This window comes from Pseudomonas sp. UBA6315 (assembly GCF_002438125.1).
Classification (GTDB): domain Bacteria; phylum Pseudomonadota; class Gammaproteobacteria; order Pseudomonadales; family Pseudomonadaceae; genus Aquipseudomonas; species Aquipseudomonas faucium.
This window is the reverse complement of record NZ_DJTF01000069.1, coordinates 1-20,467: the sequence shown is the minus strand read 5'-3', so window position 1 is coordinate 20,467 and position 20,467 is coordinate 1. Positions and strand designations below refer to the sequence as shown.

General features: G+C 66.3%; 17 protein-coding genes. 5 read left to right on the top strand and 12 right to left on the bottom strand.

Going from position 1 to position 20,467, the window contains the following annotated elements:
• Window positions 1–137 precede the first annotated feature (137 nt).
• Window positions 138–1,193 (bottom strand): haloacid dehalogenase-like hydrolase, encoded by a 1,056-nt coding sequence (locus tag B3E94_RS08565; protein ID WP_236236011.1) that lies wholly within the window; start codon window positions 1,191–1,193, stop codon window positions 138–140.
• A gap of 241 nt (window positions 1,194–1,434) precedes the next feature.
• On the opposite strand from B3E94_RS08565, the gene B3E94_RS08560 reads away from it, so the two are divergent.
• Complete coding sequence (locus B3E94_RS08560) at window positions 1,435–2,826, top strand: L-cystine transporter (RefSeq protein WP_286913086.1); 1,392 nt, start codon at window positions 1,435–1,437, stop codon at window positions 2,824–2,826.
• A gap of 37 nt (window positions 2,827–2,863) precedes the next feature.
• Here B3E94_RS08560 and B3E94_RS08555 read toward each other — a convergent pair whose 3' ends face one another.
• On the bottom strand, window positions 2,864–3,379 hold the full coding sequence (locus tag B3E94_RS08555; RefSeq protein WP_176515733.1) for a dihydrofolate reductase: 516 nt from the start codon (window positions 3,377–3,379) through the stop codon (window positions 2,864–2,866).
• 54 nt (window positions 3,380–3,433) lie between these two features.
• Between B3E94_RS08555 and B3E94_RS08550 the strand changes: the two genes are divergently transcribed.
• On the top strand, window positions 3,434–4,825 hold the full coding sequence (locus B3E94_RS08550; protein WP_286913085.1) for a DUF2868 domain-containing protein: 1,392 nt from the start codon (window positions 3,434–3,436) through the stop codon (window positions 4,823–4,825).
• Entirely contained in the window at window positions 4,818–6,182 is a 1,365-nt protein-coding gene (locus tag B3E94_RS08545; protein WP_176515729.1) for a GTPase/DUF3482 domain-containing protein, read from the top strand. The genes B3E94_RS08550 and B3E94_RS08545 overlap by 8 nt, the downstream gene beginning before the upstream one ends.
• 56 nt (window positions 6,183–6,238) lie before the next feature.
• Here the strand turns inward: B3E94_RS08545 and B3E94_RS08540 are convergent, their stop codons facing one another.
• The 6 genes from B3E94_RS08540 to B3E94_RS08515 all read right to left on the bottom strand — a co-directional run bounded on the left by B3E94_RS08540 (window position 6,239) and on the right by B3E94_RS08515 (window position 14,081).
• Complete coding sequence (locus tag B3E94_RS08540; protein WP_176515727.1) at window positions 6,239–6,787, bottom strand: phosphonate degradation HD-domain oxygenase; 549 nt, start codon at window positions 6,785–6,787, stop codon at window positions 6,239–6,241.
• An 86-nt stretch (window positions 6,788–6,873) separates the two neighbouring features.
• Window positions 6,874–7,899, bottom strand: a complete 1,026-nt coding sequence (locus tag B3E94_RS08535; RefSeq protein WP_286913083.1) for a putative 2-aminoethylphosphonate ABC transporter substrate-binding protein — start codon at window positions 7,897–7,899, stop codon at window positions 6,874–6,876.
• A 30-nt stretch (window positions 7,900–7,929) separates the two neighbouring features.
• Window positions 7,930–9,654 carry a putative 2-aminoethylphosphonate ABC transporter permease subunit gene (locus B3E94_RS08530; protein ID WP_176515723.1) on the bottom strand — a complete coding sequence of 575 codons (1,725 nt, stop codon included), beginning with the start codon at window positions 9,652–9,654 and terminating at the stop codon, window positions 7,930–7,932.
• Between the two features lies 1 nt (window position 9,655).
• Window positions 9,656–10,714 carry a putative 2-aminoethylphosphonate ABC transporter ATP-binding protein gene (locus B3E94_RS08525; protein WP_176515722.1) on the bottom strand — a complete coding sequence of 353 codons (1,059 nt, stop codon included), beginning with the start codon at window positions 10,712–10,714 and terminating at the stop codon, window positions 9,656–9,658.
• 221 nt (window positions 10,715–10,935) lie between these two features.
• Window positions 10,936–11,805: a LysR family transcriptional regulator gene (locus B3E94_RS08520; protein WP_176515720.1), complete on the bottom strand. Its 870-nt coding sequence runs from the start codon at window positions 11,803–11,805 to the stop codon at window positions 10,936–10,938.
• Between the two features lie 29 nt (window positions 11,806–11,834).
• Entirely contained in the window at window positions 11,835–14,081 is a 2,247-nt protein-coding gene (locus B3E94_RS08515; RefSeq protein ID WP_286913082.1) for a heavy metal translocating P-type ATPase, read from the bottom strand.
• 83 nt (window positions 14,082–14,164) lie between these two features.
• Here B3E94_RS08515 and cadR point away from each other — a divergent pair, with 83 nt between their 5' ends.
• A complete protein-coding gene (gene cadR, locus B3E94_RS08510; RefSeq protein ID WP_176515717.1) occupies window positions 14,165–14,608 on the top strand; it encodes a cadmium resistance transcriptional regulator CadR in 444 nt (147 codons plus the stop codon).
• A gap of 83 nt (window positions 14,609–14,691) precedes the next feature.
• Here the strand turns inward: cadR and B3E94_RS08505 are convergent, their stop codons facing one another.
• From B3E94_RS08505 to B3E94_RS08495, 3 genes are read right to left on the bottom strand one after another with little or no spacing between them, the layout of a single operon-like run.
• The gene (locus tag B3E94_RS08505) at window positions 14,692–15,663 is read right to left on the bottom strand and encodes a thymidylate synthase (protein ID WP_286913080.1); all 972 of its coding nucleotides are present in this window, start codon (window positions 15,661–15,663) and stop codon (window positions 14,692–14,694) included.
• Window positions 15,664–15,711: 48 nt separating this feature from the next.
• Window positions 15,712–16,521 carry a prolipoprotein diacylglyceryl transferase gene (gene lgt, locus B3E94_RS08500; protein ID WP_176515715.1) on the bottom strand — a complete coding sequence of 270 codons (810 nt, stop codon included), beginning with the start codon at window positions 16,519–16,521 and terminating at the stop codon, window positions 15,712–15,714.
• A 16-nt stretch (window positions 16,522–16,537) separates the two neighbouring features.
• The gene (locus B3E94_RS08495) at window positions 16,538–17,320 is read right to left on the bottom strand and encodes a sulfite exporter TauE/SafE family protein (protein ID WP_236193912.1); all 783 of its coding nucleotides are present in this window, start codon (window positions 17,318–17,320) and stop codon (window positions 16,538–16,540) included.
• Between the two features lie 130 nt (window positions 17,321–17,450).
• Between B3E94_RS08495 and B3E94_RS08490 the strand changes: the two genes are divergently transcribed.
• The gene (locus B3E94_RS08490; RefSeq protein WP_286913078.1) at window positions 17,451–18,197 is read left to right on the top strand and encodes an NRDE family protein; all 747 of its coding nucleotides are present in this window, start codon (window positions 17,451–17,453) and stop codon (window positions 18,195–18,197) included.
• Between the two features lie 114 nt (window positions 18,198–18,311).
• Here B3E94_RS08490 and ptsP read toward each other — a convergent pair.
• Window positions 18,312–20,467 (bottom strand): phosphoenolpyruvate--protein phosphotransferase (ptsP, locus tag B3E94_RS08485; RefSeq protein ID WP_286913077.1); only part of this gene is annotated, 2,156 nt, incomplete at its 5' end.

Sequence of the window (20,467 nt, the reverse complement as noted above, 5' to 3'; positions counted from 1 at the left end):
ACCGGAACCGGCGCCTTGAGCGCCGGTTTTTTTTGCCTGTTAGGGCCCTATCGCCGGCAAGCCGGCTCCCACAGGTGCTGTGGTGTACCTGTGGGAGCCGGCTTGCCGGCGATGGGGCCAGCACTTTCACCACCCGGCTACTGAATCTGCTCCGGCGTCACGATCACCCAGTTCTTGTCCGCCGTCACCGGCAACCCTTCCTTGGCCTGGGCCGCCGCCTGCTTGGCGATCATGCCGTTCAACTGGTCCATGTACTTGGCCTTGCGGTTTATCCACAGGTGGATGCCGCCCTTGTTCACATCCACGCCATGGAACTGCATGTAGCCATCGCTGGTTGGCGTATCGCCACCCACCAGCACCGGCTTCTTCCATTCATCGATGTAGGTGAGGATGGCCGCCTGCTTGCCGGCCATCCAGGTGGCAGGAGTCCACAGGTAAGGCGTCAGCTCCAGGCCCTCGTTGGCCTTGGCATCGTAGTGGCCGGCGCTGATCTGCTTGCGCGCGGTGGTCAGCTCGCCGCTGGCGCGGTCCTTGAGCAGCAGGCTGACGCCGATCACGTTCTGCGGTTTGACGTTGTAGCCGTACTTGGGGTCCGAGGCGACCATGCGCACCAGTTCCTCGGACGCGGCCGAGATCACGTACACCTCGATGCCATTTTCCATCAGCTTGTTGTACAGCTCGGCCTGGCCGGTGAAGACCTTGGGCGGCTGCACCTCGATGGCCTTGACCTGGTCGCCCTCGAAATAGGTGCTGGGCACAGGCTTGCCCGAGGCCATCAGCGCGTCGACCTGGGCCTTGAGCTCCTTGAGGGTGAAACCGGAAAACACCTGCGCCACCCAGGGGTAACAGACCATGTCGTCGATTTCGCACAGGCGGTAGTAGTAGCTGAACAGGCTTTCCTTGTGCTCGGCAGTGTCCTTGAACGGGATCAGCTTGAGCGAGGGGTCGAGCTTGTCGCGGGTCAGCAGCCCCTGGTTCTCCATGAACGGCAGCAGCGCTTCTTCAAGGTCGTAGCGGTAGCTGGTGTTGTCCATGTCGAACACCGCGTAGTTACCCTGGTTGGCATTGGCGGCGATCATGGCATCGAGCTGCCTGGCCGCGTCGGCGGGCCAGTGAGTGAGATCGGTGGCCCAGGCTTGGGCAGCGAAAAGCACGGACACACCCACCAGCAAGGCTTTCGGCGCTAACTTCATGTGCGAATCTCCTGAAAGAACCTGGAAAAACTAGCCCAGCAAACCCTGCCCAGCGCCCCTCACAGCGACCTTCGCGCAGCCATAAACGCCGTGTTTATTGCTATTTGCGACAAAGCGTTATTCCATAAGCGCCTAAGCAAATTACTTTTGGGTATAAATTCGTTTGTTTTCAGGCTGTTAGCATTTCCGTTCGCAATCGCTCACAGAGGCGATGCCTCTTCTGCTTTTTCCTGGAGCTTCAATGAACCTGCCGCTGTCTCTCAACCTGCTGGCGTTCCTGGCCTTGCTGCTGGGCCTGGCACAAACTCGCCGTACCGACTGGAGCCTGGCCAAGAAGGTGCTGCTCGGCCTGGTGCTCGGCGTGGTCTTCGGCCTGGTGCTGCACACCATTTACGGCGCCGGCCACCCGGTGCTCAAGGCCACCATCGGCTGGCTCGACCTGGTCGGCAACGGCTACGTGGGCCTGTTGCAGATGATCGTCATGCCGCTGATCTTCGCCTCGATCCTCAGCGCCGTGGCCCGCCTGCACAACGCCTCCTCGCTGGGCCGCATCAGCGTGCTGAGCATCGGCACGCTGCTGCTGACCACCGCCATCGCCGCGCTGATCGGTGTGGCCCTGACCAACCTGTTCGGCCTGAGCGCCGAAGGGCTGGTGGCCGGCGTCCAGGAAAGCGCGCGCCTGCAGGCCATCCACAGTGACTACGCCGGCAAGGTCGCCGACCTCAACATCCCGCAGCTGCTGCTGTCGTTCGTGCCGAGCAACCCGGTGGGCGACCTGGCACGGGCCAAGCCGACCTCGATCATCAGCGTGGTGATCTTCGCCGTGTTCGTTGGCCTGGCTGCGCTGCAGCTGATCAAGGACGATGCCGAGAAGGGCGGCCGCGCTCTGTCGGCCATCGACACCCTGCAGGCCTGGGTGATGCGCCTGGTGCGCCTGGTGATGAAGCTGACCCCCTACGGCGTGCTGGCGCTGATGACCAAGGTGGTGGCCAGCTCCAACTTCGACGACATCCTCAAGCTGGGCAGCTTCGTGGTGGTGTCGTACATCGGCCTGGGCCTGATGTTCGTGGTGCACGGCATCATCCTCGCCATCACCGGCGTCAGCCCGCTGCGCTTCTTCCGCAAGGTCTGGCCGGTGCTGACCTTCGCCTTCACCAGCCGCTCCAGCGCAGCGAGCATCCCGCTGAACATCGAGGCGCAGACACGCCGCCTGGGTGTGCCGCAATCGATCGCCAGCTTCAGTGCCTCGTTCGGCGCGACCATCGGCCAGAACGGCTGCGCCGGCCTGTACCCGGCGATGCTGGCGGTGATGGTGGCGCCCGCGGTGGGCATCGATACCTTCGACCCGCTGTGGATCGCGACCCTGGTGGCGATCGTCACCCTGAGTTCGGCCGGTGTCGCCGGCGTCGGCGGTGGGGCGACCTTCGCCGCGCTGATCGTGCTGCCGGCCATGGGCCTGCCGGTCGAGCTGGTGGCGCTGCTGATTTCGGTGGAGCCGCTGATCGACATGGGCCGCACGGCGTTGAACGTGAATGGTTCGATGACCGCGGGCGTTGTGACCAGCCAGTTGCTCAAAGAGACCGACAAGGGCGTGCTGGCCGATGACGAGCATGCCGAGCTGAGCCGCAGCTGAAAACACACAGGGGCTGCACATGCAGCCCCTGCCTTTTTCAAACCTTGTCCCATACCTCGAAGTGGTACGCAGGTTTGTTCTCTTCAACCTGCGCCTCGCTCGACACCCGCCGCCACTGCTGCGAATCGAACTCGGGGAACCAGGCATCCCCTTGCGGCGCCAGCTCCACGCGGGTCAGGTACATGCGGCTGACCAGCCCCTTCTCCAGCGCCTGCGCATACAGCTGCGCGCCGCCAATCAGCATCAATTCCTCGACGCCCTGTTCCCGCGCCCACTGCTCGGCACGCACCAGCGCCGCCTCCAGCGAAGCGAACACCTCGGCGCCCGCCAGCTGCAGCCCCGGCTGGCGGCTGACCACGATGTTCAAGCGCCCCGGCAGCGGCCGGCCCAGCGAATCCCAGGTCTTGCGGCCCATGATGATCGGCTTGCCCAGGGTGGTGGCCTTGAAGTACTTGAAGTCCCCCGGCAGATGCCAGGGCATGGAGTTGTCGATGCCGATCACGCGGTTCTCGGCATGCGCCGCGATCAGGCTGAGGGGGAGTGATGTATTCATGCCCGCGAGGATAGCACCCGGCGTGTGGGTTATGCTTCTGCCCTGAACCGTGCAATGGAAGACCTTGTGACTGCACTGACTCCCCTGGACAAACGCTGGCTCACCGAAGCGGTGCGCCTGCGCGAGGAACACGCCGGCCCCCTGGAGGACCAGGAAGCCAACCGCCTCGCCCGCCAGCAGGGCGGCGACCTGGCGGCGCGCATCGAAACCCGGGCGCTGTGCCTCGCCGAACGTGACGGCATCACCCGCGCCTTGCACCACTGGAAGCAAGGCGCGCGCCTGGCGCTGCTGGCGTTGCTGCTGATGGCCGTGCTCAGCGGCGCCGGCCTGGCCCTTGCCGCCCTTGGCGACGGGCAACGCCCGGTCAACGTGTTCTGGGCCCTGGGCAGCCTGCTCGGGCTGAACCTGCTGATGCTGCTGGGCTGGGCCGCCGGGCTGGCGCTGAGCGGCGAGAGTGGCGCCAGCCTGGGGCGCCTGTGGTTGTGGTTGAGCGAACGCTTCGCCCGCGACGCCAAGGCCGCGCACCTGGCACCGGCGCTGCTGGTGCTGCTGCAACGCCAGCGCCTGAGCCGCTGGTTGCTCGGCACACTGGTGCATGGCCTGTGGCTGCTGGCGATGCTCAGCGCATTGGCGCTGCTGCTGGCGCTGCTCGCCACCCGCCGCTACGGCTTCGTCTGGGAAACCACCTTGCTCGCCCCCGAGCCCTTCATCCAACTGACCCACGCACTCGGCGCGCTGCCTTCGCTGCTGGGTTTCGCAATGCCTGACGAGGCCATGATCCGCGCCAGCGGCGACACCCTGCCAGCGCTGGACCTGGCCCGCCAGGCGTGGGCCAGCTGGCTGCTCGGTGTGGTGCTGGTGTATGGCCTGCTGCCGCGCCTGGCGCTGTTCGCGCTGTGCCTGTGGCGCTGGCGCCAGGGCCGTCAGCGCCTGGCCCTGGACCTCAGCCTGCCGGGCTACGCACACCTGCGTGAACCCCTGATGCCGCGCAGCGAACGCATCGGCGTACAGGATGCAGCACCCGAGGCACTGCCGCAGTTCCAGGCAGGCCAACTGGACGCTGGCAGCAGCGGCGCCTTGCTGGTCGGCCTGGAACTGGACGACCAGCGCCCCTGGCCGCCCGCCCTGCCCAAGGGCGTGACCGACGCCGGCGTGCTCGACAACCGCGAGTCGCGCAACAAGCTGCTCGAACAACTCAGCCGCTTCCCCCCGGCGCGCCTGGCCATCGCCTGCGACCCGCGCCGCTCGCCCGACCGCGGCAGCCTGGCCCTGCTCGCGGAGCTGGCGCGCAATGCCGGTGCCACCCGCATCTGGCTGCTGCAGGCAGCCCCGGGCCAGGCCCTGGATGCCGAGCGCCTGGGTGACTGGCACGAAGCACTGGACCGCCTCGGCCTGCCCCATGCCGACACCTCGCCCCTGACCTGGCTGGAGCATGGCCATGACTGAGCCGCTGAAACTGGCCGTGGTCGGCCACACCAACGTCGGCAAGACCTCGCTGCTGCGCACCCTCACCCGTGACGTGGGCTTTGGCGAAGTGTCCCACCGGCCCAGCACCACCCGCCATGTGGAGGGCGCGCGGCTGTCGGTGGATGGCGAACCGCTGCTGGAGCTCTACGACACCCCCGGCCTGGAAGACGCCATCGCGCTGCTCGACTACCTGGAACGCCTGGAGCGCCCCGGCGAGCGGCTGGACGGCCCGGCGCGGCTGGAGCGCTTTCTCCAGGGCAGCGAAGCGCGCCAGCGTTTCGAGCAGGAGGCCAAGGTGCTGCGCCAGTTGCTGGCGAGCAATGCCGGCCTGTACGTGATCGACGCCCGTGAACCGGTGCTGGCCAAGTACCGCGACGAACTGGAAGTGCTGGCCAGTTGCGGCAAGCCCTTGCTGCCGGTGCTCAACTTCGTTGCCAGCAGCCAGCACCGCGAGCCGCAATGGCGCGAAGCGCTGGCCCGGCTTGGCCTGCATGCGCTGGTGCGCTTCGACAGCGTGGCGCCGCCCGAAGATGGCGAGCGCCGCCTGTACGAAAGCCTGGCGTTGTTGCTGGAAGAGGCGCGCCCGGCCCTGCAACGCTTGATCGACGACCAGCAGGCGCAGCGCCTGGCCCGCCAGCACAGCGGCAAGCGCCTGATCGCCGAGCTGCTGCTCGACTGCGCCGCCTGCCGGCGCAGCGTGGCCGCCGAGCCGGCTGCCGAAGCCAAGGCCATCGAGGCCCTGCGCCAGGAGGTGCGCCAACGCGAACAGCGCTGTGTCGAGGCGTTGCTCAAGCTCTACGCATTCCGCCGCGAAGACGCCAACGCCGGTGACCTGCCGCTGCTCGACGGGCGCTGGGGCGATGACCTGTTCAACCCTGAGACGCTGAAGCTGCTGGGTGTGCGCCTGGGCAGCGGCGTGGCGGCGGGTGCCGCAGCGGGCGCCGGGGTCGACCTGCTGGTCGGCGGCATCACCCTGGGCGCTGCCGCGCTGGCCGGGGCCATTGCCGGCGGCGCACTGCAGACGGCGCGCAACTATGGGTCGCGGTTGATGGGCAAGCTCAAGGGCCAGCGCGAGCTGACCGTGGACGACAACGTGCTGCGCCTGCTGGCCTTGCGTCAGCAGCAGTTGATGGTGGCGTTGGACAATCGCGGGCATGCGGCGCAGGACAGCATTCGCCTGGGGCCACTGGATGAAAAGGCCTGGCGCGAAGGCAAGCTGCCCGAGGCCTTGAGCAAGGCCCGGGCGCACCCGCAATGGTCGACGCTCAACCCGGGGGCCCGGGTGAACCAGGCGGAACGCCAGGAACAGTTGGAGGCGTTGGTTCTACAGATTTGAGGTTGGCCGTGCGGGCCCCTTCGCGGGCAAGCCCGCGAAGAGGCCGGTACAGGCAATCAAAGCATGGCCAACGCCTTGCCCTTGAGCACCGCCATGTCGATCAGCGGCACGCCGACTTCCTTGGCCTGCTCATCCCACTCGCGCATCCGCAGGCTCACCTTGAACAGCGGATCGCGCTCGAACTCATCCGCCTCCCCCTCGCTCATCACCCCACCCTGATACTCCAGGGTCCGCCGGCTCGCCTCGCTCAGCCGTGCGTAGTACCCCGGCTGGCGCAAGGTCAGGTAGCGCTTGGCCTCCACGTGATACTGCACCAGCCGCGCCATGCGCTCGCTGAAGCCACAGCGGCGCAGGTACTCGGCGCCGATGCGCTCATGGCTGACCACCCCAAAGCCGCCCATGTCACCCTCGCCGCCACACAGGTGGCCGATATCGTGGAAGAACGCCGCCAGCACCACTTCGTCGTCGAAGCCTTCGTCCATGGCCAGTTGCGCGGCCTGGGACATGTGCTCGAGCTGGGTGATGGCTTCGCCGATGTAGTCGTCGCTGCCATGGCGTTGGTAGAGCGCGAAGGTGTTGTCGATGACCTGGTCGCGGGTGAGCATCGCTTGGGTTTCCTCAGGTGAAATTTTAGGCGGCTGTCAGTCCATCGCCGGCAAGCCGGCTCCCACAGGGATAGCGTAGGCCTGGCTTACTGCTGCGCCACCTTCTCCGACTTGCCGTCATAGCGCTTGCGCCATTCGCCAAGGATCTCGTCACGGTTCTTCGAGGCCCAGGCAAAGTCGTTCTTGATCAGGCGCTGCTCGTAGTCAGCCGGCAATTCGGTCTGCGGCTTGGCGATGCCGGGCGCGGCGAGCACCGCGAAGTTCTCCTTGTACAGCTCCATGGCCGCGGGGCTGGCCGAGAAGTCGGCCAGGCGCTTGGCCGCATCCGCCTTCGGCGAGCCCTTGATCACCGCGGTGGCCTCGATCTCCCAGCCCAGGCCTTCCTTGGGCAGCACGATGTCCAGCGGCGCGCCCTGGCGCTTGAGCTGCACGGCCGGGTACTCGAACGAGATGCCGATCGGGAATTCACCGGCTGCCGCCAGCTTGCACGGCTTGGAGCCGGAATGGACGTACTGGCCGATGTTCTGGTGCAGGGCGTCCATGTAGGCCCAGCCCTGGGGTTCGCCGAAGGTCTGCAGCCAGGCGCTGACATCGAGGAAACCGGTGCCGGACGACGCCGGGTTGGGCATGACGATCTTGCCCTTGTACTCAGGCTTGGTCAGGTCTTGCCAGCTCACCGGCTTGCTCAGGCCCTGCTTTTCGGCCTCGACGGTGTTGAAGCAGATGGTCGCGGCCCACACGTCCATGCCGACCCAGGCTGGCGGGTTGGCGGCGTCGCGGTAGTTGGCGGAAATCTTGCCCAGATCCTTCGGCGCATAGGCTTCGAGCATGCCGTTCTGGTCGAGGATGGCCAGGCTCGAAGCAGCCAGGCCCCAGACCGCGTCGGCCTGCGGGCGGTCTTTCTCGGCCAGCAGCTTGGCGGTGATGATGCCGGTGGAATCACGTACCCACTTGATCTCGATATCCGGGTTGGCCTTCTCGAAGGCCTGCTTATAGCTCTTGAGCTGCTCGGCCTCCAGGGCGGTGTACACGGTCAGTTGCGTGCCGGCGGCCGAGGCCTGCAGGCTGAAGACGGCGGATACGGCAGCGGCAAGTGCGAGTGGCTTGAACATGATGCGTTTCCTATCAGAGTGGGCAGTCGGTCAATGGCCGGCAGCGCGTTGGCGCCAGGCCTGGGAGCGGCGCAACAGGCCGCGTGAAGCAGCGGCCAGCAGCAACGAGGCGCCAGCGCTGGTGAGCAGGATCAGGGTGGACATGGCGGCAGCGCCGCCGACGTTGCCGGCATCGTCCATGTTCAGCACGGCCACCGCGGCGAGGATGGTGTCGGGGCTGTAGAGGAAGATGGCTGCCGAGACGGTGGTCATCGCCGAGACGAACAGGTAGCGGATGATGTCCAGCAGCGCCGGCAGGCAGATGGGCACGGTGACCCGCACGAAGTGCTTGTACAGCGGCGCCTTGAGCGACAGCGCGGCGGCCTCGAACTCGCCGTCGAGCTGGCGCAGCGCGGTGGTCGCGGTCATCTGCGCGGTGGTCAGGTAATGGGCGATGGTGCACACCACCAGCAGCGCCATGCTGCCGTAGAACACATGCAGCGGGTTGCCGGCGAGGTTGAAGAAGAAGACATAGCCCAGGCCCAGCACCAGCCCCGGCACCGCCATGGGGATGAAACTGAGCAGGCGCAGGGCCTGGTTGAGCAGGCGCTGGCCTTGGGTCTTCTCCATCAGGTAGGCGCCGCTGAAGATCACCAGGCTGCCGATCAGCGCGGTGGCGATGGCCATGGTCACGCTGTTGCGATAGGCCAGCCAGCCACCGCCTGCGGTGTCTTCGAACATGTAGTGCTTGAACGACAGGGTCAGGTTGTAGGGCCAGAAGGTCACCAGCGACGAGTACACCGCCATGCCGATCACCGCCAGCAGCGCCGCGCACACCAGCACCACGATGGCCAGGAAGCAGGCATCACGGCCGCGCGAAGGCTTGGGCTCGAACACCTGGGCACGGCCGCTCATGGCATCGCCCTGGCGCCGGCGCAGCCAGGCATCGACGGCAAAGCTGAGCAGCGCCGGCACCAGCAGCACCATGCCGATCAGCGCGCCACGGCCGAATTGCTGCTGCCCCACCACCGCCTTGTATGCCTCCAGCGCCAGCACCTGGTAATCGCCACCGACCACCACCGGTACGCCAAAGTCGGTGATGGTCAGGGTGAACACCAGGCAGAACGCGGCGAACACCGCCTGGCGCGTGGCCGGCCAGGTGATGCTGCGAAACGCCCGCCAAGGCCCGGCGCCCATGCTCGAGGCGGCATCGAACAGCCGCGCATCGGCCAGCGACAAGGCCGAGAGCAGGATCATCAGCGCATGCGGGAAGGTGTAGATGGCCTCGCCCAGGACGATGCCCCAGAAGCCATAGATGTTGTCGTGCAGCAGCCCGCGCAGCAGGCCCTGGTTGCCGAACAGGTAGACCAGGGCGATGGCCGGCAGCATCGACGGCGCCAGCAATGGCAGCAGCGAAATGCCTCGCCACAGGCCCTTGGCCGGGATCAGCGTGCGCTGCAGGGCATAGGCGAACAGGTAGGCCAGCGGAATCACGATCAGCGCCACGGTGAACGCCACCGACAGGCTGTTGCCGAGCAGCCAGTGGAAGTTTTCGCTGGCGAACAGCGCACGCGCTGCGACCAGGCCACCACCCTGGCCGGCATCACCACTGAAACCGCGCCAGAAGATCGCCAGCAACGGCATCAGCACGGCCAGCAGCAACAGCACCAGCAGCAGGCTCTTGCCACCGATCACGAACAGCCGATCTCCCAGGGCGACGTCACTGGAGGGTGCGCGCTTGGCGTCGGGGAGCGGCAGGGACATTGGCGCGGCCATCTCAGGCAAACACCTGCAGGCTCTGTGGCGGCAACGCCACCCAGATGTCCTGCGAGCCCAGGCGCGGCATGGCTTCGGGGGCCAGCTCGGCGAGCAGGGCGTGGCCTGGCAGGGCCTTGAGCTCGAAGCTCATGCGGCAGCGGTTGCCGAGGAAGGTGATCTCGCGCACCTTGGCCGGGAACAGGTTTTCCTCGTGCACCACCGGGTTCACCGTGATCGCCTCGGGGCGGCAGAACAACCGGCCGCTGCTGGCGCGCGGCGCGCCGGCGGCCAGGCGCATGTTCATCGCGCCGACCTGAGCGTGGCTGTCGCTGCTGCGCTGGAACGGCAGCCAGTTGCCCTGGCCGACGAACTCGGCGACGAACGGGGTGGCCGGCTGGTCGTAGATTTCCTGGGGCGTGGCGTACTGCTCGACCTGGCCGTTGTTCATCACGGCGATGCGGTCGGCCATGAGCATGGCTTCATCCTGGTTGTGGGTGACCATCAGGGTGGTGATGCCAAGCTGGCGCTGCAGCTGGCGCAGCTCGGTGCACAGGTGCTCGCGCACGCGGGCATCGAGCGCCGACATCGGCTCGTCGAGCAACAGCAGCGAGGGCGCCGGGGCCAAGGCACGGGCCAGGGCCACGCGCTGCTGTTGGCCACCGGAGAGCTGGCCGGGGTATTTCTTTTCGCTGCCGCCAAGGCCCACCAGCTCAAGCATCTCGGCCACCCGTTGGCGGCTCTGCTCACGGCTGCTGCCGGTCAGGCCGTAGGCGATGTTGGCTTCGACGCTGAGGTTGGGGAACAGGGCGTAGGACTGGAACAGGATGCCGTAGTCACGGGCCTGGGGCGGCAGTTCGGAGATGTCGCGGTTGCCGATGTACAGCGTGCCGCGGTCCTGGCGTTCGAGGCCGGCGATGCAGCGCAGCAGGGTGGTCTTGCCGCAGCCGGAGGGGCCGAGCAGGCAGACCAGCTCGCCGGCGGCGATGTCCAGGGAGACATCGTTCAGCGCGGTGAAGGCACCGAAACGCTTGTGGATACCGCGCACTTTCATCTGTGCGCCCGGAGTGGCGTGGTTCATGGCAAGGCCTCATCGAACAGATGGGGCCATGCTAGGAAGGCTGTGCGAAGGTTCTGTGGCGTTAGGGCAAAAGCGGGCGATAGTGGTATAGGCAGATTTTGTAGTGGCGTTGCCGGCCTCTTCGCGGGGCAAGCCCGCTCCCACAGGTTCAGCGTTGCCCTTGAGGGCTGCGTAGTTCCTGTGGGAGCGGGCTTGCCCCGCGAAGAGTCCACCGCAGGCCGTCAGAACTGCGAACCCACCACTTCCTGCGCCACCCCCAGGAACGCCGCCGGCAACCGCGCCTGGCGCCGCTCCTTCAGGCAATACAGGTACTCATGCATCACCGGCGCGTTCTCCAGCGTCAGCACGCGCAGTTCGGGGTTGTGCGGCACCTCGTGGCGGGCAATCACGCTGATGCCGATATTGCGCAGCACCGCCTCGCGGATCGACTCGCGGCTGCCGATCTCCAGCAACGCCCCGGCCTTCACCCCGGCCTCGTCCAGCATCTGCTCGGTCAGCTTGCGGGTGGTCGAGCCCTTTTCGCGCATCAGCAGGCAATGCCCGGCCACCACGTCGATGGACACCGCCTGGCGATGCGCCAGCGGGTGATTGCGGTGCACCGCCACCACCAGCGGGTCGGTGCCCAGCACCCGCCGCACCAGGCGCGCATCTTCAAGCAACTGCGAGGAGGCGGCGATATCGACGCGGTAGTCTTCGAGCATTTCCAGCACTTGCTGGGAGTTGCCGATCTCCACCGCCACTTCCACCTGCGGCAGGCGCTCGCGGAAGATCTTCACCAGGTCGAGGATGTAGTAAGGCGCGGTGGCGGCAATGCGCAGGCTGCCCTGGGCATGGCCGCTGTTGCGCAGCTCGAACTCGATGTCGGCTTCCTGCTGCAGCAGCGCCTTGACCATCGGCAACAGGCGCACGCCCTCTTCGCTCAGCACCAGGCGCCGGCCACCGCGGTAGAACAGCTCCACCGCGTACTGGCTCTCCAGGTTGCGAATCTGCGTGGTCACCGTGGGCTGGCTGAGCCCGAGCTTCTTCGCGGCCAAGGTGATGCTGCCCAGGCGGGCCACCATGTAGAAGGCTTTGAGCTCGGCACTCAGCATTGCAGGACCTCTGTTGTGCGCAACCGGCGCTACTTGCGCAGCAGGCGCAAACCGTTGAATACCACCAGCAGGCTCACGCCCATGTCGGCAAAGACGGCCATCCACAAGGTGGCCATGCCGGTGAAGGTGATCGCCAGGAACAGTGCCTTGATGCCCAGCGCCAGAACGATGTTCTGCGTCAGGATCGCCGCACTTTGGCGCGACAGCCTGACGAACGCCGGGATTTTGCGCAAGTCGTCATCCATCAGCGCCACGTCGGCGGTCTCGATCGCGGTGTCGGTACCGGCGGCCGCCATGGCGAAGCCGATTTCGGCGCGGGCCAGGGCCGGCGCATCGTTGATGCCATCGCCGACCATGCCGACCCGGTGGCCCTGGGCATACAGCTGCTCGATGCTGGCCAGCTTGTCGGCAGGCAGCAGGTTGCCTTCGGCGCGGTCGATGCCCACCTGGGCGGCGATCGCCTCGGCGGTGTGCGGATTGTCGCCGGTGAGCATGACAGTCTTGATGCCCAGCGCATGCAGTTCGGCGATGGCCTGGCGGCTGCTGTCCTTGACCGTGTCGGCCACGGCGAACAGCGCCAGCGGGCCGGAGCGGTCGAGCAGCAGCACCACGGTCTTGCCCTGGCGCTCCAGCACATCGAGCTGTGCTTCGAGCTCAGGCGAGCACAGGCCCAGCTCTTCGACCAGGCGGTGGTTGCCCAGGTGGTAGGTCTGGCCATCGATCACCCCGCGCACGCCGCGCCCGGCCAGGGCTGCAAAGTCGCTCACCTCGCTCAGCGGCAGGTTCTGCGCCTTGGCGAACTGGGCGATGGCGCCCGACACCGGGTGGTCGGAACGCGCCCCAAGGCTGGCCGCCATGGCCTGGGCGCGGCCTTCGAACAGCGGCTCGAGCACCTTGGCGTCGGTTTGCACCGGCTTGCCGTGGGTGATGGTGCCGGTCTTGTCCAGGGCCAGGTAGTCGAGCTTGCGGCCGCCTTCGAGGTACACGCCGCCCTTGATCAGGATGCCCTTGCGCGCCGCCGCCGCCAGGCCGCTGACGATGGTCACCGGGGTCGAGATCACCAGTGCACACGGGCAGGCCACCACCAGCAGCACCAGGGCGCGGTAGACCCAGTCGAACCAGGCGCCGGCCATGAACAGCGGCGGGATGATGGCCACGGCCAGGGCCAGGGCGAACACCACCGGGGTGTAGATGCGCGAGAAGGTGTCGACGAAGCGCTGGGTCGGCGCACGCGCGCCCTGGGCCTCTTCCACGGCCTTGATGATGCGCGCCAGGGTGGATTGCCCGGCGCCGGCGCTCACCCGGTACTCCAGGGCGCCGGCCTGGTTGATGGTGCCGGCGAACAGCTTGTCGCCGACGGCTTTCTCCACGGGCAGGCTTTCGCCGGTGATCGGTGCCTGATCGACGCTGGATTGGCCACTGACCACCTCGCCATCCAGGCCGATGCGCTCACCGGGGCGCACCCGCACCTGCGCACCGATGGCCACTTCGCGCACATCCACCTCGCGCCACTGGCCATCGGCCTGCTGCACCGTGGCGGTGTCGGGGGTGAGTTGCATCAGGCCGCTGATGGCATTGCGCGCACGGTCCAGGGAGCGGGCTTCGATCAGCTCGGCGACGGTGAACAGCACCATGACCATGGCCGCTTCCGGCCACTGGCCGATCAGCACTGCACCGGTCACGGCGATGCTCATCAGCGCGTTGATGTTGAGGTTGCGGTTCTTCAGGGCAATCCAGCCCTTTTTGTAGGTGCCCAGGCCACAGCCGAGGATCGCCGCCAGGGCCAGCGCGGCCACCAGCCATTCCGGCGCCAGGGCGCCAAAGTGCACGATTTCGGCGGCGATCGCAGCAATACCCGACAGCGCCAGCGGCCACCAGCGGGTCTTGTGCGGCTGCACCGGGGCGTCAGCGCCTTCGATTGCCAGCGGCTCGGCCTTCATGCCCAGGCTTTCGATGGCGCGCTCGATGGCTTCGGTGCCGCCCAAGGTATGGCGCACGCCGAGCACGCGGTTGATCAGGTTGAACTCCAACTGCTCGACACCTGCCAGCTTGCCCAGCTTGTCCTGGATCAGCGTCTGTTCGGTGGGGCAGTCCATGGCGTCGATACGAAAGCGGCTCAACTGCGCCTGGGCGCTGGCCTTCTCGGTCAACTGCACCAGGGCCGGCGCTGCGCTGGCGCCACAGCAGCTGTGGCCGTGCGCGGCATGGCCGTGGTCGTCGTCGCCGTGGGCATGATCGTGGGGGTGCTTGTGTTCGGGGCTGACAGGCTGGTTCATGGGGGCATCCTTAATGTTCGCCTGTTGCCAAGTGAACACCCTGTAGCCACTATAGGGTCAAGCCATCTGCTGGAGAATTTGCCATGAAGATCGGAGAACTGGCCAAGGCGACCGACTGCGCCGTGGAAACCATCCGCTATTACGAGCGTGAGCAACTGCTGCCGGAACCCGCCCGCACCGACGGCAACTACCGGCTGTACACCCAGGCCCACGTGGAGCGGCTGACCTTCATCCGCAACTGCCGCACGCTGGACATGACCCTGGATGAAATCCGCAGCCTGCTGCGCCTGCGCGACAGCCCTGAAGGCTCGTGCGGCAGCGTGAATGCGTTGATCGATGAGCATATCGAGCACGTGCAGGCACGGATCGATGGCTTGGTGGCGCTGCAGGCGCAGCTGGTGGAGTTGCGTCAGCGCTGCAATGCGCAAGGGGCGGAATGCGCGATCTTGCAACAACTGGAAGTGAATGGGGCGGTGTCGGTGCCGGAGGCCGAGCATTCACATGTGGGGCGTAGCCACGGGCATTGATCCAAGGCCCCATCGCCGGCAAGCCGGCTCCCACAAGGCCTGCGTCTGTGGGAGCCGGCTTGCCGGCGATGGGGCCAATGAAGTCAGACCGCCATCGGTGCCGTCATCGGCGCATGGTGCTCGTAACCTTCCAGGCTGAAGTCGCTCGGCTCGATCTTCTCCAGCCATTCAGGCTCATACTTGCCAGTCTTGGCGAAGTCCGGTACGCGGTCGCTGATCACCAGCTTCGGCGCTGCCAGCGGCTCGCGCTTGAGCTGCTCGTTGAGCATGTCCAGGTGGTTTTCATACACATGGGCATCGCCGATGAAGTAGGTGAACCAGCGTGGGGTGTAGCCGGTGAGGCGGCCGAACAGCGACAGCAGCGCCGCGCCTTCGGTGAGGTTGAACGGCGTGCCCAGGCCCAGGTCGTTGGAGCGGATGTAGAGGGTCAGGGAAATTTCCCTGGTCTCGACATTCGGGTGGAACTGGTACAGCAGGTGGCACGGCGGCAGGGCCATTTCGTCCAGTTGCGCGCAGTTCCAGCCGTGGAACAGGATGCGCCGGCTGCCCGGGTCGTTGGCGATGGTGTCCAGGCACTGGCGCACCTGGTCGATGGCCTTGTACAGGATGACGAACGCCTGGCCGTCTTCCTCGTCCTTGGCGATCTGGCGGAAGCCTGCCTTTTCGGCCATTTCGATGGCCGCCGGGTTGCTCAGCGGGATGCGCTTGTAGCCCGGCCACTGGCGCCACTGCACGCCGTAGATTTCGCCCAGGTCGTCATGCCCCTGGCGGAACGGGTTGGCCAGCCACTGGGCGTTTTCGTTGGCGTTCTGGTCCCAGACCTTGCAGCCCAGCTCGCGGAATTCACCGGCGTTCTTCACGCCCCGCAGGAAACCGACCATCTCGCCGATCGCCGACTTGAACGCCAGCTTGCGCGTGGTGATGGCCGGGAAGCCTTTTTGCAGGTCGAAACGCAGCATGGCGCCCGGCAGGCTGATGGTGCGGATGCCGGTGCGGTTGCCTTGCAGCGTGCCGTTTTCGATGACGTCGCGGACCAGATCTAGATACTGTTTCATGACTTTCCTGTAACAAGAACGGCAGGGGGATCGCCCCTGCCGTGAAAATCATACGGCGGGTTTGGCCGTAGGTTTGCGGTTGTAGGCCAACCAGATCAGGAAGATGCCGCCGACGATCATCGGCACGCAAAGCAACTGACCCATGGTCAACCAGCCGAACGCGATGTAGCCAAGCTGGGCATCGGGCACCCGCACGAACTCCACGATGAAGCGGAAAATACCGTAGAACAGCGCGAACATGCCGGAAACGGCCATGGTCGGGCGCGGCTTGCGCGAGTACAACCAGAGAATCACGAATAATGCCACACCTTCGAGGGCGAACTGGTACAGCTGCGACGGATGACGGGGCAACTGCGCCGGGTCGCTGAAGGGCGGGAAGACCATCGCCCAAGGCACGTCGGTGGCCTTGCCCCACAGCTCGGCATTGATGAAGTTGCCGATACGCCCGGCACCCAGGCCGATCGGCACCAGCGGCGCGACGAAGTCCATCAGCTCGAAGAACGACTTGTTGTTGCGCTTGCCGAACCACAGGGCCGCCAGCATCACCCCGATGAAACCGCCGTGGAACGACATGCCGCCCTTCCAGACTTCGAAGATCAGCGTCGGGTTGGCCAGGTAGGCGTGGAGGTCGTAGAACAGCACGTAGCCCAGGCGGCCACCGACGATCACCCCCATCGACAACCAGAACACCAGGTCGGAGAGCTTCTCGCGCGACCAGGTGGGGTCGAAGCGGGCGAGCCGGCGTGAGGCGAGCAGCCAGGCACCGCCGATGCCGATCAGGTACATCAGGCCGTACCAGTGGATTTTCAGCGGCCCGAGGGCCACGGCCACGGGGTCTATCTGCGGGTAAGGCAGCATGGATATTCCTCTTGGTTCAAATCAGGAAGCTCAGCCCGACGCAGAACAGCAACGCGGCGAACAGGCGCTTGAGCAGGCGCGGCGACAGCTTGTGCGCCAGACGTGCGCCGAAGCGGGCGAAAAACATGCTGGTGACGGCGATGCCGACCAGCGCTGGCAGGTAGACATAGCCCACGCTGTGGGCCGGCAGGTGGGTGTTGCCCCAGCCCAGCCACATGAAGCTCAGGGCACTGGCCACGGCAATCGGCAGCCCGCAGGCCGACGACGTCGCCACCGCCTGCTGCATCGGCAGGCTGCGCCAGGTCAGAAACGGTACGGTCAGCGAGCCGCCGCCGATACCGAAGATGGCCGAGGCCCAGCCGATCACCCCGCCTGCGCCGATCAGCGCAGGCTTGCCGGGGATGCCGCGGCTGGCCTTGGGCTTGAGGTCCAGGGCCATCTGCGCGGCGACGATCAGGGCGAACACGCCGATGATCTTCTGCAGCTGCGGGCCCTGGATCAGCGAGGCGGTCTTGGCGCCGATACCGGCACCGAGCAGGATGCCGACGGTCATCCAGGCGAAGATCGGCCACTGCACCGCGCCCCGGCGGTGATGCTCGAGCACGGCATTGATCGAGGTGAAGACGATGGTCGCAAGCGAGGTGCCGACTGCCAGATGGGTGAGTATCGACGCATCGAAGCCCTGCAAGGTGAAGCTGAACACCAGCACCGGCACGATGATGATGCCGCCACCCACGCCGAACAACCCGGCCAGCACGCCGGCGCAGGCCCCCAACAGCAGATAGAGTACGAACTCCATTCGTCATCCCCGAGAAAATCAATCCGGCATGGTAACGGAAGGCGGGCACGAGGCTCTAGTGAACTTCGTGACAGGATGGATCGCCGCCAGCGCAGTGGGTAGAGTGGCAAAAAACACAGAGGCCAAACCTATGTGCCTGATCGTATTCGCCTGGCGGCCCGGGCATGCCCTGCCGCTGATCGTCGCGGCCAACCGTGACGAGTTCTATGCCCGGCCGACCCAGGCCCTCGCAGCCTGGCAGGACGCCCCTGGGGTGCACGCGGGGCGTGACCTGGAGGCCGGGGGCACCTGGCTGGGGGTGGGGCCGCAGGGGCGCTTCGCGGCGCTGACCAACATTCGCGAACCGGGCCAGCCGCTCGGGCCGCGCAGCCGCGGCGAGCTGGTGGCGGGGTTCCTCCAGGGTGAGTTGGGTGTCGAGGCCTACCTGGACCAGGTCGCCAGCCGCAGCGGGCAGTACTCGGGGTTCAACTTGCTGGTGGGCGACAGGGACCGGCTGGGCTACCTGCATGCCCGGGATGCGGCGCCGCAGCTGCTTGAGGCTGGGGTATACGGCCTTTCCAATGCCGGGCTGGATACGCCGTGGCCAAAACTGGTGAAGGCCCGCACGGGGCTGGAGGGCTTGCTGGAGTCGGCGCAGCCGCAGCAGTTACTGGCCTTGCTGGCCGATGCGGAGCCGGCGGCGGACAGCGAACTGCCAGAGACAGGGGTGGGGGTGGCGACCGAGAAGCTGCTGTCGAGCGTGTTCATTGCCAGCCAGAACTACGGGACGCGGGCCAGCACTGTGTTGATTGTCGATGATCAGGGCAGAAGACGGCTGATCGAGCGCAGTTTCGGGCCGTTTGGCGGGCACTTGGGGGAAGTTGAGTTGATGGTCTGACGTGCCTCATCGCCGGCAAGCCGGCTCCCACAGGGAACCTCACAAAGCTTGGGAAATGTGGGGGCTCTTGTGGGAGCCGGCTTGCCGGCGATAGGGCCAGCAGGTACAGCGCACCTATAAAGTCTTGTTCGCCCCAGGCCCGATCATCCGCGCCAGGCCAAGGTTCTTCAGCGCCAGCTGCAGCGAGCTGTGGATAACTTGCGGGTTGTCATGGCTCATGGCCTCGGCCAGCAGCTCCTGGGCCTTGCTCATGTTCATCTGGCGCAGCATCCACTTCACCTTCGGCAGGTTGGTGGCGTTCATCGACAGGCTGTCGAAGCCCATGGCCATCAACAGGATCGCCGCCGCCGGGTCACCGGCCATTTCGCCGCAGATGCTCACCGGCTTGCCTTCGCCATGGGCATCGCGCACCACGGTATTCAGGGCCTGCAGCACCGCTGGGTGGAGGTAGTCGTAGAGGTCGGCGACCCGCGGGTTGTTGCGGTCGACCGCCAAAAGGTACTGGGTCAGGTCGTTGGAGCCGACCGACAGGAAGTCCACCTGCCGCGCCAGCTCCTTGGTCTGGTACACGGCCGCCGGAATCTCCACCATCACCCCCACCGGCGGCATCGGCACATCGGTACCTTCGTCGCGCACCTCGCCCCAGGCGCGGTGGATCAGGTGCAGGGCCTCTTCCAGCTCGTGGATGCCCGAAATCATCGGCAGCAGGATGCGCAGGTTGTTCAGGCCTTCGCTGGCCTTGAGCATGGCGCGGGTCTGGACCAGGAAGATCTCCGGGTGGTCGAGGGTCACGCGGATGCCGCGCCAGCCCAGGAACGGGTTCTCTTCCTTGATCGGGAAGTACGACAGCGACTTGTCGCCGCCGATGTCGAGGGTACGCATGGTCACCGGCAGCGGGTGGAAGGCCGCCAGCTGCTCGCGGTAGATCGCCAGCTGCTCCTTTTCGCTGGGGAAGCGCTGGTTGATCATGAACGGCACTTCGGTGCGGTACAGGCCGACACCTTCGGCGCCACGCTGCTGGGCACGGGCGACATCGGCGAGCAGGCCGGTGTTGACCCACAGCGGCATGCGGTGGCCGTCGGGGGTGACGCAGGGCAGTTCGCGCAGGGCATCGAGGCCCTGGGCCAGCTGGCGTTCTTCCTCGACCACTTCGCTGTACTGCTTGCGCAGCACGTCGCTGGGGTTGGTGAACACCTCACCCTTGTAGCCGTCGACGATCATCTCGATGCCGTCGACCTTGGAATACGGCAGGTCGACCAGGCCCATCACCGTGGGGATGCCCATGGCCCGGGCGAGGATGGCAACGTGCGAGTTACCCGAACCCAGCACCGACACCAGGCCCACCAGCTTGCCTTCGGGCACTTCGCCGAGCATGGCCGGGGTCAGCTCTTCGCTGACCAGGATGGTGTTGTCGGCATACACCAGCGATTGCGAGCGGGCTTCCTGCAGGTAGGCCAGCAGGCGGCGGCCGAGGTCCTTGACGTCCGAGGCGCGCTCGCGCAGGTAGTCGTCGTCCATCAGCTCGAAGCGGTTGACGTGCTCGCCGACCACCTGGCGCAACGCGCCCTGCGCCCATTGACCGGTCTTGATGACTTCCATCACCTCACCGCCCAGGGCCGCGTCTTCGAGCATCATCAGGTACACGTCGAACAGCGCGCGCTCTTCCGGGCGCAGCTGGGTGGCCAGCTTGGCCGACAGCTTGCGCATGTCTTCGCGCACGCCTTCGAGGGCGTTCTGGAACAGTTTGAGTTCGCCGTCGATGTCTTCGACGGCCTTGTCGGGCACCACTTCGAGGTCGGCCGGCGGCAGCATCACCACCGCCCGCCCGACTGCAGCGCCCGGCGAGCCTGGCACGCCGACGAAGCGCGCTTCCTGGATGCCCTTGCCCTGGCGGCCCAGGCCACGAATCGAGCCGGTGGCCTCGGCATGGGCGATAACCCCGGCGAGCTGCGCGCTCATGGTGACCAGGAAGGCCTCTTCGCCCTCGTCGAACTGGCGGCGCTCTTTCTGCTGGATGACCAGCACGCCCACCACCCGGCGGTGGTGAATGATCGGCGCGCCGAGGAACGAGGCGAATTTCTCTTCACCGGTTTCGGCGAAGTAGCGGTAACGCGGGTGATCGGCGGCGTTTTCCAGGTTCAGCGGCTCTTCCCGGGTTCCGACCAGGCCGACCAGGCCTTCGTTGGGGGCCATGCTGACCTTGCCAATGGAGCGCTTGTTCAGGCCTTCGGTGGCCATCAGCACGAAACGGTTGGTTTCCGGGTCGAGCA

Bases quoted from the DNA above. Each gene is read 5' to 3' on its own strand.
- B3E94_RS08490 (WP_286913078.1), top strand. From the start codon at position 17,451: ATGTGCCTGATCGTATTCGCCTGGCGGCCCGGGCATGCCCTGCCGCTG.
- cadR (WP_176515717.1), top strand. From the start codon at position 14,165: ATGAAGATCGGAGAACTGGCCAAGGCGACCGACTGCGCCGTGGAAACC.
- B3E94_RS08515 (WP_286913082.1), bottom strand. From the start codon at position 14,081: ATGAACCAGCCTGTCAGCCCCGAACACAAGCACCCCCACGATCATGCC.
- B3E94_RS08545 (WP_176515729.1), top strand. From the start codon at position 4,818: ATGACTGAGCCGCTGAAACTGGCCGTGGTCGGCCACACCAACGTCGGC.
- B3E94_RS08525 (WP_176515722.1), bottom strand. From the start codon at position 10,714: ATGAACCACGCCACTCCGGGCGCACAGATGAAAGTGCGCGGTATCCAC.
- B3E94_RS08520 (WP_176515720.1), bottom strand. From the start codon at position 11,805: ATGCTGAGTGCCGAGCTCAAAGCCTTCTACATGGTGGCCCGCCTGGGC.
- lgt (WP_176515715.1), bottom strand. From the start codon at position 16,521: ATGCTGCCTTACCCGCAGATAGACCCCGTGGCCGTGGCCCTCGGGCCG.
- B3E94_RS08560 (WP_286913086.1), top strand. From the start codon at position 1,435: ATGAACCTGCCGCTGTCTCTCAACCTGCTGGCGTTCCTGGCCTTGCTG.
- B3E94_RS08550 (WP_286913085.1), top strand. From the start codon at position 3,434: ATGGAAGACCTTGTGACTGCACTGACTCCCCTGGACAAACGCTGGCTC.
- B3E94_RS08505 (WP_286913080.1), bottom strand. From the start codon at position 15,663: ATGAAACAGTATCTAGATCTGGTCCGCGACGTCATCGAAAACGGCACG.
- B3E94_RS08535 (WP_286913083.1), bottom strand. From the start codon at position 7,899: ATGTTCAAGCCACTCGCACTTGCCGCTGCCGTATCCGCCGTCTTCAGC.
- B3E94_RS08555 (WP_176515733.1), bottom strand. From the start codon at position 3,379: ATGAATACATCACTCCCCCTCAGCCTGATCGCGGCGCATGCCGAGAAC.
- B3E94_RS08495 (WP_236193912.1), bottom strand. From the start codon at position 17,320: ATGGAGTTCGTACTCTATCTGCTGTTGGGGGCCTGCGCCGGCGTGCTG.
- B3E94_RS08530 (WP_176515723.1), bottom strand. From the start codon at position 9,654: ATGGCCGCGCCAATGTCCCTGCCGCTCCCCGACGCCAAGCGCGCACCC.
- B3E94_RS08540 (WP_176515727.1), bottom strand. From the start codon at position 6,787: ATGCTCACCCGCGACCAGGTCATCGACAACACCTTCGCGCTCTACCAA.
- B3E94_RS08565 (WP_236236011.1), bottom strand. From the start codon at position 1,193: ATGAAGTTAGCGCCGAAAGCCTTGCTGGTGGGTGTGTCCGTGCTTTTC.